Origin of the sequence: Micromonospora sp. NPDC051296 (genome assembly GCF_040682255.1) — a bacterium.
Lineage (GTDB): Bacteria > Actinomycetota > Actinomycetes > Mycobacteriales > Micromonosporaceae > Micromonospora > Micromonospora craterilacus.
Genome location: NZ_JBFBAO010000191.1, coordinates 1 through 13,081, shown reverse-complemented (window position 1 = coordinate 13,081; position 13,081 = coordinate 1). Strand labels below are relative to the sequence as shown.

The 13,081-nt window shown below is 74.4% G+C and carries 9 protein-coding genes; 4 read left to right on the top strand and 5 right to left on the bottom strand.

Annotated elements, in window-relative coordinates; genetic code table 11:
• Window positions 1–34: 34 nt before the first annotated feature.
• Window positions 35–1,483 (bottom strand): alpha-amylase family protein, encoded by a 1,449-nt coding sequence (locus tag AB0M52_RS20150; RefSeq protein ID WP_363955686.1) that lies wholly within the window; start codon window positions 1,481–1,483, stop codon window positions 35–37.
• A 263-nt stretch (window positions 1,484–1,746) separates the two neighbouring features.
• Here AB0M52_RS20150 and AB0M52_RS20145 point away from each other — a divergent pair, with 263 nt between their 5' ends.
• The 3 genes from AB0M52_RS20145 to AB0M52_RS20135 are packed head-to-tail and all read left to right on the top strand — an operon-like array spanning window position 1,747 to window position 5,572.
• A complete protein-coding gene (locus tag AB0M52_RS20145) occupies window positions 1,747–3,489 on the top strand; it encodes a hypothetical protein (protein WP_363955684.1) in 1,743 nt (580 codons plus the stop codon).
• Between the two features lie 2 nt (window positions 3,490–3,491).
• The gene (locus AB0M52_RS20140) at window positions 3,492–4,952 is read left to right on the top strand and encodes an NADH-ubiquinone oxidoreductase-F iron-sulfur binding region domain-containing protein (protein ID WP_363955693.1); all 1,461 of its coding nucleotides are present in this window, start codon (window positions 3,492–3,494) and stop codon (window positions 4,950–4,952) included.
• Between the two features lie 23 nt (window positions 4,953–4,975).
• Window positions 4,976–5,572 carry a redoxin family protein gene (locus AB0M52_RS20135; protein ID WP_363955681.1) on the top strand — a complete coding sequence of 199 codons (597 nt, stop codon included), beginning with the start codon at window positions 4,976–4,978 and terminating at the stop codon, window positions 5,570–5,572.
• A 60-nt stretch (window positions 5,573–5,632) separates the two neighbouring features.
• Here AB0M52_RS20135 and serS read toward each other — a convergent pair whose 3' ends face one another.
• From serS to AB0M52_RS20115, 4 genes are all read right to left on the bottom strand, one after another.
• Entirely contained in the window at window positions 5,633–6,916 is a 1,284-nt protein-coding gene (serS, locus tag AB0M52_RS20130; protein ID WP_363955678.1) for a serine--tRNA ligase, read from the bottom strand.
• 84 nt (window positions 6,917–7,000) lie between these two features.
• Window positions 7,001–8,056: a MerR family transcriptional regulator gene (locus tag AB0M52_RS20125; RefSeq protein ID WP_363955691.1), complete on the bottom strand. Its 1,056-nt coding sequence runs from the start codon at window positions 8,054–8,056 to the stop codon at window positions 7,001–7,003.
• 112 nt (window positions 8,057–8,168) lie between these two features.
• A complete protein-coding gene (locus tag AB0M52_RS20120; RefSeq protein ID WP_363955675.1) occupies window positions 8,169–9,359 on the bottom strand; it encodes a saccharopine dehydrogenase NADP-binding domain-containing protein in 1,191 nt (396 codons plus the stop codon).
• Window positions 9,360–9,437: 78 nt separating this feature from the next.
• On the bottom strand, window positions 9,438–9,791 hold the full coding sequence (locus AB0M52_RS20115; RefSeq protein ID WP_363955689.1) for a hypothetical protein: 354 nt from the start codon (window positions 9,789–9,791) through the stop codon (window positions 9,438–9,440).
• A 316-nt stretch (window positions 9,792–10,107) separates the two neighbouring features.
• On the opposite strand from AB0M52_RS20115, the gene AB0M52_RS20110 reads away from it, so the two are divergent.
• Complete coding sequence (locus AB0M52_RS20110) at window positions 10,108–12,987, top strand: LuxR C-terminal-related transcriptional regulator (protein ID WP_363955672.1); 2,880 nt, start codon at window positions 10,108–10,110, stop codon at window positions 12,985–12,987.
• Window positions 12,988–13,081 lie beyond the last annotated feature (94 nt).

Genomic DNA, 13,081 nt, shown 5'->3' with positions numbered 1-13,081 from the left:
ATGGGGCTGGGGTGGGGGTGGGGTGGGGGTGGGGTTAGGGGAGGCGGGCGGAGGTGTGGATGGCTATGGCGTCGTGGGCGGGGACGTTGGCGGTGAACCAGCCGTTGGCGTCCACTGTGATAACCGGGCCGTTGCAGGTGCCGTTCGAGAAGGTGCCGTGGATGACGTCGCAGTAGCGGCCGGCCGGTAGTCCGGTGTAGTAGGAACGGCCGTTGATCGCGAAGTCCTCGTCGTTGATGGTGATGTAGCCCTTGCCGGTGCGGCTGAACGCGATGTGCTGGTAGCCGTTGTCGTACCAGTTGCTGACCCCGGCGCCCTCGGTGGCGTTGCGGAAGCCCACCATGTTCGCGATGACCGGCCAGCGGTGCTCGCACTCCCAGCCGGAGTAGCAGGTGGTGTTGAGGGTCTTGTTGTTGCCGTCCGAGGGCGGGCCGGCGTCGCGGCTGCTGTAGGTGTAGCTGGACATCACCGTCGGCGAGCCGTACGGCCAGGCCAGCATGAAGGCGTTGGCCAGCGCGTAGATGCCCCGGTCGCGGTAGGTGAGCACGCCGCCGTCGTCGCGCTGGGTGTCGTGGTTGTCGATGAAGACCGAGGCGCGGCCGGTGGGCAGGTGGCCCCACCCCTCACCGAAGTTGCGCAGGTAGGCCAGCCGCTCGGAGCGGAAGACCCGGGCCAGGTCCTTGCCGTAGCGGAACTCGTGCACGTCGCCGTTGCCGGTGTACTCCTCGGGCCGGATCGGCTCGCCGGCGCCGTAGATGACCTCCTGCACGATGTACGCCGGTCGGCTCAGCCTGCCCAGGATGTTGGCGATGTCGGCGGCCGGCATGTGCTTGCTGGCGTCCAGCCGGAAGCCGTCCACGCCGAGCGACAGCAGGTCGTTGAGGTACGCGGCGAGCCGGGAGCGGACGTAGTCCGACTCCGTCTTCAGGTCGGAGAGGTTGACCAGCTCGCAGTTCTGCACCTCGTACCGGTCGTTGTAGTTGACGATGTCGTTGTTGCCGTTGCGGCCGCAGTAGTGGAAGTCCTGCGCCTGGTAGATGCCGGGGTAGACGTAGTGCTGGTACGACGACCCGGCCCAGCCGGTGCCGCCGTTGGCCTGGCCGGACATGTGGTTGACGACCGCGTCCACGATGACCTTGACGCCGGCCGCCTGGCAGGTGGTCACCATGGACCGGAACTGGTCGCGGGTGCCCTTGCGGGACTCGATCCGGTAGCTGACCGGCTGGTATGCCACCCACCACTGGTTGCCGCGTACGTGCTCCTGCGGTGGTGAGACCTGGACGTAGCCGTAGCCCTTCGGGCCGAGCGTGCTGGTGCACTCGCTGGCCACCGAGGGCCAGTTCCACTCGAAGAGGTTGGCGATGACCTTCTTGCCGCCGGCCGGGGCGGCGACGGCCGGGGGTGCCGTCACGGCGGTGGGGGTGAGGAGGCTGGCGATCACGCCGAGGGCGACGATCGCCGTACGGAGTCGACGTCGATGCATCGGGTGCTCCTGGGGTGCCGGGGGACGGGAGTGGTGAAGCGGCTGCCCGGATCTTGCAATCGGGGCTGAAAATTTCGGAAAGATTACAAGTCGATTTCAGGTGCTGTCAATGCATGGACGCCGGTCACTGCTCGGACCGGCGGCGTGGGCCGCGTACACGCGCCGGGCGCCGGGACGGTTCGACAGCTCGCCGAGATTTTTTCCACCGACGCTGATCCGACCGGGCGTCGGCTGCGTACTGGAGTGGGGAACAGGGTCGGCCGGTGGTACGCCGCCGCGAGACGATCGAGGAGCACATGGCCCGCGCTACGCAGAACGAGAAGGCGCCTGCCGTCCGTACCAGCAGCAGCAGCCGAGGGATCCGCGTACGGTCCCGGGCCCAGGTGCTGGCGCTGTCCGCGTCCGGACTCGCCGCGCTGTGGGCGCTGACCATGCTCACCGGTGCCGGCCAGACGGCGTACGCGATGGGCTTCTTCTTCACCGAGTTCTTCGCCGGCGTGATCGCCCTGGTCGCGTTGAGCCTCACCGTGATGATGGGGCTGCTCGCCACCGACCGGCTGGTGCTGCTGATCCGGCACCGGGTGCTGTTGCAGTCCGCGCACCGGGCCACCGGCATCCTGGGCGTGGCCGGCCTGGGCTTCCACGTCGTCACGAAGATCGCCAGCGGCCGGGCGGGGCCCACCGACACCATCGTCCCCTTCGTCGGTGGGCGGGGCCTCTACGTCGGGCTCGGCACCATCGCCGCGCTGCTCATGGTGAGCGTGCTGTGGACCGGCATCATCCGGGCCCGTTTCGCCGGTGTCGGTCCGAAGTGGCTGTGGCGGGCGCTGCACTCCGCCGCGTACCTCTCCTGGCCCTTCGCCATCTTCCACGGCCTCGGTGCCGGCCGCCCGCCGGCGGGCTGGGTGAGCCTCAGCTACTTCGCCTGTGTGCTGCTGGTCGTGGTGGCGCTGCTGGTCCGCCTCTCGGTCGCGCTCCAGCGGGTCAGCCGCGAGCGGCACCAGGCCGCGGCTCTCAACGAGGCCATGACCGGCAGCAAGTCCACCGAGGAGACCCGGGGCAAGTCGCTGCTCGGTACCCTGACCAACCGGCGCGGCGAGACCGACGACGGCCGCGAGAAGCGGACCCGGCGCGACATGAGCTGGGCCGAGAGCACCTCCGGCACCTGGGCCAGCCCCACCATCCGGCGCAACGACCCGGAGCGGTTCACCGTGCCGGTGGTCCCGGAGCCGGGCACGCTGCGCGAGCCGACCCGGCCCGGCCGGGACCGCCGCGACGAGGAGCTGGAGCCGGCCGTCCGGCGGACGTCCCGCCGGGACGAGGAGCTGGAGCCGGTCGTCCGGCGGACGTCCCGCCGGGACGAGGAGCTGGAGCCGACCGGCCGGCGCTCGGCGCGGACTGACGACGACCTGGCGCCGGCGAGCCGCCGGACCCGGCGCGACGAGGAGCCGACCCGACGCCGGGCCTCCCGCCGCGAGGAGGAGCGCGAGTCGGTGGGCCGCCGCTCGGCGCGCCGCCGCGAGGAGGAACTGCTGGAGTCCGACCGTGAGCCGGCCGGCCGGCGTCGCCGCGACGACGAGGAGGTTGGCCGGTCCCGTCGGTCCCGGGGGGACGCCGGCACCCGCTACTCGGCCCCGCCGGAGCGGGCCGTGGACGAGCCGGAGGAGCCCTGGGACAGCCCGCGCCGGTGGGAGTCGAACGCGCCGATCTCCGCCGACCCGATCTCCGGCACCCCCATCTCCGGTTCGCCGATCTCGGCCGCGCCGCGCAGCGGCGGCGGACGGCACAGCGCCGAGGACGACCTGCCGGAGGCCGAGGCCGACTACTGGCGGCCCCCGGCGCGGTACGCCCCGGAAGAAGCCGACGACGATGACACCCCGACCCTGGTCGACCTCGCCTCCCGGCGGGCCCGCCGGGCGTCCGGAGACAGCCGCCGCCGGCGTCGGGCCGACCCGGACAGCGTCGACGGGGCGTACTGGGCGGGCCTGCGGGGTGAGGCCAAGTGACGATGCGTACCACCGTGCCCCCGGTGGCCTGCGTCGGCGAGCCCCGGCTCACCGCCGGGTTCGCCGAGTTCGGCCGGCTCGACCTGCGCGCCCACGAGATGGTGCATGGCCCGATCAGCCCGATGGAACCGTCCCACCTGCTGAGTCTGGCCGAGGGTATCCAGCTCAAGGGCAAGGGCGGCGCCGGCTTCCCGTTCGCCCGGAAGCTGCGGGCGGTGCTGGAGTCCTGCGAACGTCAGGACCTGCCGCCTGTGGTGGTGGTCAACGCCACCGAGGGTGAGCCGGCCAGCTGGAAGGACAAGGTGCTGCTCACCCGGGCCCCGCACCTGATCCTCGACGGGGCCGCCCTGGCCGCGTTCGCGCTGGACGCCGAGGAGATCGTGCTCTGCGTGGCCGACGACCTGGCCGGCCGGGACTCCCTCATGGAGGCGCTGGATGAGCGCCGGATGCCGGTGCCGACCAGTGTGGTGACGGTGCCGCACCGGTTCATCAGCGGTGAGGGCGGCGCGCTGGTCAACGGGATCAACGGGTTGCCGCACATCCCGCCCGGCACCAAGAAGCGGTCCAGCGACTCCGGCGTCAACGGGTTACCCACCCTGCTGTCCAACGCCGAGACGTACGCCCAGATGGCGGTGGCCGCCCGGCTCGGCCCGTACGAGTACGCGGCGCTCGGCACCGACGACGAGCCCGGCACCGTGCTGCTCAGCGTGACCGGCGCGGCGAAGCGGCACGCGGTGGTCGAGTGCGCCGCCGGCACCCCGCTGCGAGAGATCCTCGAACTCTGCGAGGTGCCCGACGGACCGGGCATCCTGATGGGCGGCTACCACGGCAAGTGGATCACCAAGGAGGCGGCGGACAAGGCTGAGGTCTCCCGCAAGGGGCTCGCCGCGGTCGGCGGCACCCTCGGCGCCGGCATCGTCGTCCCGCTCGCCAACGACACCTGCCCACTCGGCGAGGCCGCTCAGGTGGTGCGCTACCTGGCCGGCGAGTCCGCCGGGCAGTGCGGGCCGTGCAAGCGGGGCCTGCCCGACCTGGCCCGCGCCGTCGACCTGGCGGTCTCCGGCAGCGCGCCGGTGGAGGTCGTGCGGGCCGCCGCCGGCGACGTCAAGGGGCGCGGCGCATGCAGCCACCCCGACGGTACGTCCCGCTTCGCGCTGTCGGCGATGGAGGTCTTCGCCGAGGACCTGAAGAAGCACACCACCGGTGAGGGCTGCGGCCGGCGGGTCAAGGGCACGTTGGGCCTGCCCGGCGCCCCGGACCCGGATCCGCAGAAGCTGGTGCTGGACTGGTCCCGGTGCGACGGTCACGGACTCTGCGCCCACGTGGTGCCGGACTTCATCCGGCTCGACCAGAACGGATACCCCGCCTTCCCGCCCACTCCCGTGCCGACCTGGCTGCGGGAGGGCGCGACAAAGGCGGTCAAGGTCTGCCCGGCACTCGCGTTGCGGCTGACCAAGGCCTGAGCGACGGACCGAGGGAGACGCGGATGCGGCCGGCACGCACGACGAGACGGTCCACCGGAGCGGTCGCTGCCGTCCTGCTCACCGCCACGCTGGCCGCCGCCGGCTGCGCGGCCGACGCCGACACCGAGGCGGTCCGGCCGGTCGGACCGCCGCCCACCGCGACCCCGGCGGTCGCCGCCGCGTCCCCCTCGACCGGGCCGGCCGGCCCGGTACCCGTACCGGACACCCTCCGGTTCACCGGGAAGACCCTGGACGGCGCGGCGTTCGACGCCGCCGCCCTCGCCGGCCGGCCGGTGGTGCTCTGGTTCTGGGCGCCCTGGTGCGCCACCTGCGCCAGCCAGGCGTGGACGGTGGCCGAGATCGCGCCCGGATTCCGGGACACCGTGCCGATCATCGGCGTCGCCGGGCTCGGCGACCGCACGGCGATGACCGACTTCGTCACCGAATTCGAACTCGGCCCGGTGCCGCAGCTCGACGACCGGGAGGGGGTGCTCTGGCGGCGTTTCGAGGTCGTCGAGCAGAGCACCTTCGTGATCATCGACCGGGACGGCCGGGTGATCCATCAGGGCTACCTGGACGGCGAGGACCTCACCCGCCGGGTCACCGCACTGGCCGCCTGATGCGGTGGCCCGCCTCGGCCGTGAGCGTCGGGGCCGCGCGGCGCGGCCCCGACGAACCGGTCAGCGTGGGGTGAGGCGGTCGGTGCCGAGTCGGTCGCGGAGCACCTCCGGCACCAGCACCGAACCGTCCGGCTGCTGGAACTGCTCCAGGATGGCCGGGAAGAGCCGGCTGGTCGCCAGCGCCGAGCCGTTGAGGGTGTGCACGAAGCGGGTCTGCTTGCCACCCGGCTCGCGGTAGCGGATCGCCGCCCGGCGGGCCTGGTAGTCACCGCCCCAGGAGACCGACGAGACCTCCTTGTACTTGCCGGTGCTGGGCATCCACACCTCGATGTCGAGGGTCTTGCGCATCGACGCGCTGGCGTCGCCGGCCGCGAGCAGGCTGCGCTGGTAGTGCAGGCCAAGCCCTTCGAGCAGGCTCTCCGCGTGGCTGACCATCTGCTCCAGCGCGGCATCCGCCTGCTCGGGCAGGGTGAACTGGAAGATCTCCACCTTGTTGAACTGGTGGCCACGGACCGTGCCCCGCTCGTCCGAGTGCGAGCCGGCCGCCTCGCGCCGGTAGCAGGGGGTGTACGCGAACACCTTCAGCGGCAGCTTCGCGGTTTCCAGGATCTCGTCCTGGTACGCCCCGAGGATCGCCGTCTCGGCGGTGGGCAGCAGGAACTGCCCGCGCGGGGCGGACTGCTTGTCCAGGTGGTAGACGTCGTCGTAGAACTTGGGGAACTGGCCGGCGGCGAAGCCGGCGGTGTCCAGCAGCAGGTGCGGCGGGAGCAGGAACTCGTACCCGGCCTCGATGTTCCGCTCGATCAGCCAGTTGATCAGCGCCCACTCCAGCCGGGCGCCCAGCCCGGTGTACATCCAGAAGCCCGACCCGCCCAGCTTGACGCCGCGCTCGTGGTCGACCAGGCCCAGCATCCGGCTCAGCTCGACGTGGTCACGGACCTTCTCGATGGCCGGCGGCTCACCGAAGGTCTTCACCACCCGGTTGGCCTCCTTGCCGCCGGGGACCACGTCGTCGGCGGGCAGGTTGGGCAGCTCGCTCATCACCGTACGCAGCCGGGACTGCACCTCGTCGAGCTCGGCCTCCAGCTCGGCGATCTGCTTGCGGCCGGCCTCCGGGGTGGCCACCTCCGGCTCGGCGCCGGCCCGCTTCGCCTGCGCGTACGCCCGGGCCTCGGCCTTGCGGCGCTGGCGCTCCCCGTCGATCTCACTGATCAGCCGGCGACGCTCCCGGTCGAGGTGCAGGATCTCGTCCAGCACCCGGTCAACCTCGGCGACCTCCAGCCGCTTCGCCAGCGCGGTCGCCACTGCGTCGCGATCCTTCCGGATCAACTCCATGTCGAGCATGCTGCTCCGTACGCCTCCAGGTCGGGTCGACTTGGAGATGCTACCGCTGGGCCCGGACCGCCCCGCCTCCCGCACCCTCGCGGATCACAGCCGGATCGGCATCAGGATGGAGAAGGCACCCTCGTCGTCGGGGCGGCGGATGGCCAGCGGGGTGATCGGGCCGTCCAACTCCAGCACCAGCTGCGGGCCGCCGGCCGCGTCCAGCGCGTCGAGCAGGTACCCACGGTTGACTCCGACGCGCAACTCGGTGGGGTCGGCGCCGACGAAGTCGTCCGGGCCGAGCACGCGCAGCGCGTCCCGGGCCCCCAGACCCAGTACGGTCACCGGGAGCGTCTCCCCGGCGTACTCCCGGGTGACCACCGGCTCGCCCGCCCGCAGCGCGGTGACCAGCCACTCGGCGTCGACCGGGACACGGCGGGCCGAGCGGGGCAGCAGCGCGTGATAGTCCGGGAAGTCGTACGGCAGGGCGGTGGCCCGCAGTTGCTGCCCGGCCACGTCGGCGACGACCTCCCGCCCGGCCAGGGTCAGCCGTACCTCGCCCTGGTCCTGCTCGCCCAGCGGCCGGCGCAGCTCGTCCACCGCCGCCACCGGCAGCAGCGCCCGCACCGCCGGGCCGTGCACCACCGCGTCGGCCCGGGACACCGCGAGCCGGTGCCGGTCGGTGGCCACCAGCCGTACGCCGTCGGCGGCCACGTCGAGCAGGACGCCGGCCAGCGCCGGTAGGTCGGGATCGGTGCCGACCGCGAACCGGACCGCGTCCACGGCGGCGGCCAGCTCGCGGCCGGTCAGGATGAGCCGGGTGACCGGCGGCGGCTGGTCGGTCGGAAGCAGGGAACGGATCCGGGACACCTCCCGGCGCGCGTCGGCCAGGCCGTCCTCCAGCCGGCGCAGGTGAGTGTCGAGCAGCCGGTGGACGACCGCGGGTTCGGCGCGTACCGCCTGGGCGATCTCGGCCACCGGCATGCCGACCCGGCGCAGCCCGGCCACCAGCCGGGCCGGTGCCACCTGGTCGTCGGTGTACCGGCGGTACCCGGTGGCCGGGTCCACCCAGGCCGGGACCAGCACCCCGGCGGCGTCGTAGAACCGCAGGGCGCTGACGGTCAGCCCGCTGGCCCGGGCCAGCTCACCGATGCTGCGCAGGTCGCTCTCCACGGCCCGATCCTGCCGCCTCGACCTGGTCGAGGGTCAACCCGGCCACTGCGGCGTCGGGCGCGCGTGTTGTTAAGAAGGGGCCCGTGCTCTACCGCAGGCGTTAAGAAGGGGCCCTTCCTTCGTCCAGGACGCGGAAGGTGAGGCCGGCGGCGGTGAGGCGGTGCAGCAGGGCGTCGCCCATCGCGGTGACCGGCGTGACCTGACCGGAGGTGGGTGGCAGGTCGTCGAGGGCCAGGCAGAGGGCCGACTCGGCGAGCATCTTGGCGGTCTCGTCGTACCCGGGGTCGCCGCCGGCCACCTCGGTGACCACCCGCCGGCCGCCACCGGTGCCGACGAACCGGACCCGGAACCACGACTTCGCCCGCTGCTCCGCGCTCGGCCCCTGGCCGGAGGCGAGCCGGCCGAGCAGCCAGCGCCGGGCCGGCGGCAGCTTCACCAGCCCGACCAGGGTGCCCAGACCGGCCCCGGCCGCCAGCACCGTCGGCAGCCGCTTCACCGCAGCGAAGTGCCGGTAGCGGAAGTCCGGCCCGTACTCGGGGCGGGCCGCCGCCGAACGGCGTACCACCTGCGGGTCGATGGTCGGCAGCGGGACCGCCCAGACAGGTAGGTCCCGCGACCGGGCCAGCTTGCCCGGCACCGCGCGGACCTTGCGGTCGGCCGGGCGCGGCTCGACCGCCCGGCGCTCGCGGGCCGCCCGGGATGTCTCACCGGTACGCGAGAACGAGGTCAGCGCCGAGTGGTACGTGCCGGCGGAGAACCGCCCGCCGGCCCGGACGTAACCATCCACAGTGATCGGCACCGCAGCGGGCAACTGCTTGATCGTGAACCAGACACCCAGGTCGTGCGGGATCGAGTCGAAGCCGCAGGTGTGCACCAACCGGGCGCCGGTGCGCACCGCCTCGGCGTGGTGACGCAGGTACATCAGGTCGACGAACTCCGGTTCGCCGGTGATGTCGAGGTAGTCGGTGCCGGCGGCGGCGCACGCGGCCACCAGCGGCTCCCCGTGTTGGATGAACGGCCCGACGGTGCTGGCCACCACCCGGGCGGTGGCGGCCACCGCGTGCAGCGACGCCGGGTCGGTGGCATCGGCGGTGAGCAGCGGCAACCCGGCCAACGCCGGGTCGATCGCGGCCAGCCGGTCCCGGACGGCGGCCAGCTTGCCCGGGTTGCGTCCAGCGATCGCCCAGCTCAGCCCCGGTGGCGTGTGCCGGGCCAGGTACTCCGCGGTGAGCCCGCCGGTGAACCCGGTCGCCCCGAACAGCACGACGTCGTACGCCCGCTCCGCAGCCATCCCGCGATCATGCCACCCCGGCCGCCGGACCGCCTGCCGCGCGATCGGTACCGGGCAGGTTCCCGCCGAGAGCCGTCGTCATCCCGGCGGAGGTGCTGGACGATCGGCGGGGGACCGGTCGGCGCGGAGCACCTCGCCGGTCTCGACGAGCTGCTTGACCTGCCACAACGCCTGGCGTACCAGCAGCCCCGGGTGGTCACCCACCAGGTGTGCGGCCAGCCCGGGCGGGGTGACGCCAGGCAGCGGCCGGGCGGCCAGCTCGGTGCCCCGGCCACCGGGGGCGCGGCGCAGCTCGACCCGGACCGCGCCGTCGAGCCGACGCAGCGGCTCCGGCCATTCATCCCCGGGAAGGACCTCGGCCGGCGGGCGGCCCACGGTCACCACCTGCCACCGTCCCGGGTCGCCGCCGGCCCGGGCCTGCCTCCTGGACAGCCGGGCGACGGGCTGGTGCCGGTCGGCCTCGTGTGCCGGCCTTCCGGCCGTCCCGGCGACGGCACCGCGGCGGTCGGCCCAGCGGCGGGCGACTGCGGTTTGGGTCGTCCGGACCGCCGCCTCGCCGAGGACTCCGGCCGCCGCGAGCACCGTGCCGATCCGTCCCACCCCGTACCTCCGGATCTCTCCACGCCATTTCCACCGTCGCCACGGGCGGGGTGAACCGGGCTCCCCCGGAAGGGGTGAACCGGCGCCGGTGGGGTAACCGCCCGCCGCAGGACCGGGGGAGGGGAACGCGTCCGTGGGGGTGGGCCGGATGCCGGATGACCGCAGCACCGTCCGGGTCGCCGCGGCGACCCGGATGCCGGCCGGCCCGCCTCTGCTGGCGTCCCGGCTGACGCCCGCCGTGCTGCCCGAGCCGGTGGTGCTGCGGCCCCGGTTGGCCCGGTTGCTGGACGACGGTGTGGCCCGGCCGGTCACCCTGGTCCGTGCCCCCGCGGGCTGGGGCAAGACGACGCTGCTCGCCTCGTGGCGGCGCGCGGCCGTCGAGGCCGACCCGGACGCCCCGGCACCGGCCTGGGTCTCGGTCGAGGTCGGCGACGACACCGATCGTCTCTGGTCGTACCTCGCGGCGGCGCTGCGCTCGGTCGCGGACCCCGCGGCGGACCCGGCTGCCGCACCGGCACCCGACCGGGCACCGCGACCGGACGAGCTGGAGGTGCTCGCCGCCGCCCTCGCCGCCCGGGAACGGCCGGTGGTGCTGGTCCTGGACGACCTGCACCGGGTCACCGAACCGGCGGCGTTGGCCGGGCTGGAGTTCCTGCTGCGCCACACCGAGCAGCGGCTGCGCCTGGTGGTGGCCGGGCGCTCCGGCCTGCCGCTGGCGGTGCACCGGCTCCGACTGGCCGGCGAGCTGACCGAGATCGGCCCGGACGAGCTGGCCTTCACCGGTGACGAGATCGTCGACCTGCTGACCGCGCACGGGGTGGCGGTGCCGGCCGCCGCGGTGCGGCGGCTGCGGCAGCGTACCGGGGGCTGGGCGGCGGCGCTGCGGTTCGCCGCGCTCGCCCTGCGCAGCCAACCGGACCCGGAGCGTTGGATCACCCAACTCGGCGCGGACCAGCCGGAGATCGCCGGCTACCTGCGCGAGGAGGTGCTCGCCGGGTTGGAGCCGGGCAACCGTGAGCTGCTGCGCCGAGCCGCGGTCGCCGACACGGTCTGCGCCGGACTCGCCGACGCGTTGACCGGCGACGCGGACGCCGAGGGGCGGCTGAGCGGTCTCGCGGAGGACGCCGGCCTGCTGCACTCCGACGGTGGCCACCCGGCGTGGTACCGCTGCCATCCGCTCCTGGCCGACCTGCTGTACCGCGAGTTGGCGCGGCTGCCCGCCGAGGACCTGCGCGGCCTGCACCTGCGCGCGGCGGGCTGGTACGCCGGCAACGGCCGGCCGGAGGCCGCGCTGCGCCACGCGCTCGCCGGTGGGGACTGGCTGGGCGCCACCGACCTGTTCGTGACCCGTTGGCCGGAACTCGTACCGTACGACCGGATCGCTGGTACCGGGGCGGCACCCGCGCCGCCCCCGCCGGAGGCGGTGGAGCGTGATCCGGAACTCGCGTTGGCCTGTGCCGCCCAGCGGGCCCTCGACGGTGACGCCGACGCGGCCGGCCGGAACCTCCGGCTGGCCACCGGGTACGCCGGGGCCCTGCCGGCGCCGCGCCGGGCCCGGTTCGGGCGGCTGGTCGCCGCGGTGGAACTCGCCCTGGCCCGGCTGGCCGGCGACCCCGAAGCGGTACGCACCGCCGCCGCCCGGCTGCTCGCCACCCGCCCCGCCGCCGTGGCCCCGACCGGAGCACGCGAGCCGGGCGCCGTGGTCGCCGGCGGGGCGCCCCGCGCCGACGCCGGTGACGACGCCGACGTGCGGGCGGTGGCCGGTGCCGCGCTGGCCCTGCTCGCGCTGGACTCCGGCGACCTGACCGGGGCGGCGACCGGATTCGCGGCGGCACTGGCGGCGGCCCGGGAGGCGGGACGGCCCCGCACCGAGCTGGTCTGCGCCAGCCGGTGGGCCCTGCTCGCGGCGCTGCGGGGCGAGCTGCGCGTGGCCGAGGAGGCGGCCCGGGCGGCCCTGGCGCTGCCGCCCTGTCAGGGCTGGTCGGCGCAGGTGGATTGCGGGTACGCCTACCTGGCGCTGGGCCTGGTCGCGATGTACCGGGGCCAGCCGGCGGAGGCCGAGGCGAACCTGGCGCTGGCCGCCGCGGCGACCGGGGAGCCGCCGGCCGGTGCGGTGGCGGCCTGGTGCCGGGCGTACCTGCGCTACGACGAGGGGGACCTGACCGCCGGCCACCGGCTGCTGGTGGAGGCCCGCGAGGGGTGGTCGGGTCGGGCCGGCGAGCTGGGTGCGTTGCTGCTGGCCGCCGAGGTGGACCTGCACAGCGCCCGGGGCGACCTGCCGACCGCCCGGGAACTGGCCGACCACCGCCCGACCGGGCCGCCGCCCCCGCTGGCCGGCTCGGCAGCCCCGCTGGCTGGGCCGGACGCTCCGCTGGCTGGGCCGGACGCCCCGCTGGTCGGCTCGGCAGCCGCGGTGGCCGGGTCGGACGCTTCGCTGGCGCGTTCGGACGCTGCGCTGGCGGTCGCGGCGGCCCGGGTCGAGCTGCGGGCCGGCGATCCGCGCGCCGCCGCCCGCCTGCTGCCGGACTGGACGGCCGCGTCGGCGGCCGACTGGCCGCTGCCGGTACGCCTCGACGCCGCGCTGCTCGACGCGCTGCTCGCGGTGCGCGGCGGCGACGACCGGCGCGCCGGGCGGACGCTGGAGCGGGCGCTCGACCTGGCCGCCCCGGACGGCTACCGCCGGCCGTTCACCCGGGCCGAGCCGGGGCTGCGGGACCTGCTCGCCGCCCACCTCGACGCGGGCACGGCGCACTGGCCGATGGTCAGCGACCTGGTCCGGACCGTCGACGTGCCGCCCGAGCGGGGCATGGCCGGCGTACCCGTGGCGTCGTTGGGCGAGCCACTGACCGAGCGGGAGCTGACGATCCTGCGGTACCTGCAGAGCATCCTGTCCAACGTGGAGATCGCGGCCGAGCTGTCGGTCTCGGTCAACACGATCAAGACCCACGTCCGCAACATCTACCGCAAGCTCGACGCCACCCGCCGCCGCGATGCCGTCCGCCGCGCCCGCGAACTCCACCTCATCTGACCCCACCCCCACCCGCCGGGTTGATCAAGGAGTTGTGGTGGGGAAGGAAAGCCGCCAAGCCGCACGGAAAGGGCACCATTACTCCATGATCGAC

What these genes read in the sequence shown, in the direction of transcription:
- AB0M52_RS20150 (WP_363955686.1), bottom strand. Translation starts at nt 1,483, where the DNA reads ATGCATCGACGTCGACTCCGTACGGCGATCGTCGCCCTCGGCGTGATC.
- AB0M52_RS20140 (WP_363955693.1), top strand. Translation starts at nt 3,492, where the DNA reads ATGCGTACCACCGTGCCCCCGGTGGCCTGCGTCGGCGAGCCCCGGCTC.
- AB0M52_RS20135 (WP_363955681.1), top strand. Translation starts at nt 4,976, where the DNA reads ATGCGGCCGGCACGCACGACGAGACGGTCCACCGGAGCGGTCGCTGCC.
- serS (WP_363955678.1), bottom strand. Translation starts at nt 6,916, where the DNA reads ATGCTCGACATGGAGTTGATCCGGAAGGATCGCGACGCAGTGGCGACC.
- AB0M52_RS20120 (WP_363955675.1), bottom strand. Translation starts at nt 9,359, where the DNA reads ATGGCTGCGGAGCGGGCGTACGACGTCGTGCTGTTCGGGGCGACCGGG.
- AB0M52_RS20110 (WP_363955672.1), top strand. Translation starts at nt 10,108, where the DNA reads ATGCCGGATGACCGCAGCACCGTCCGGGTCGCCGCGGCGACCCGGATG.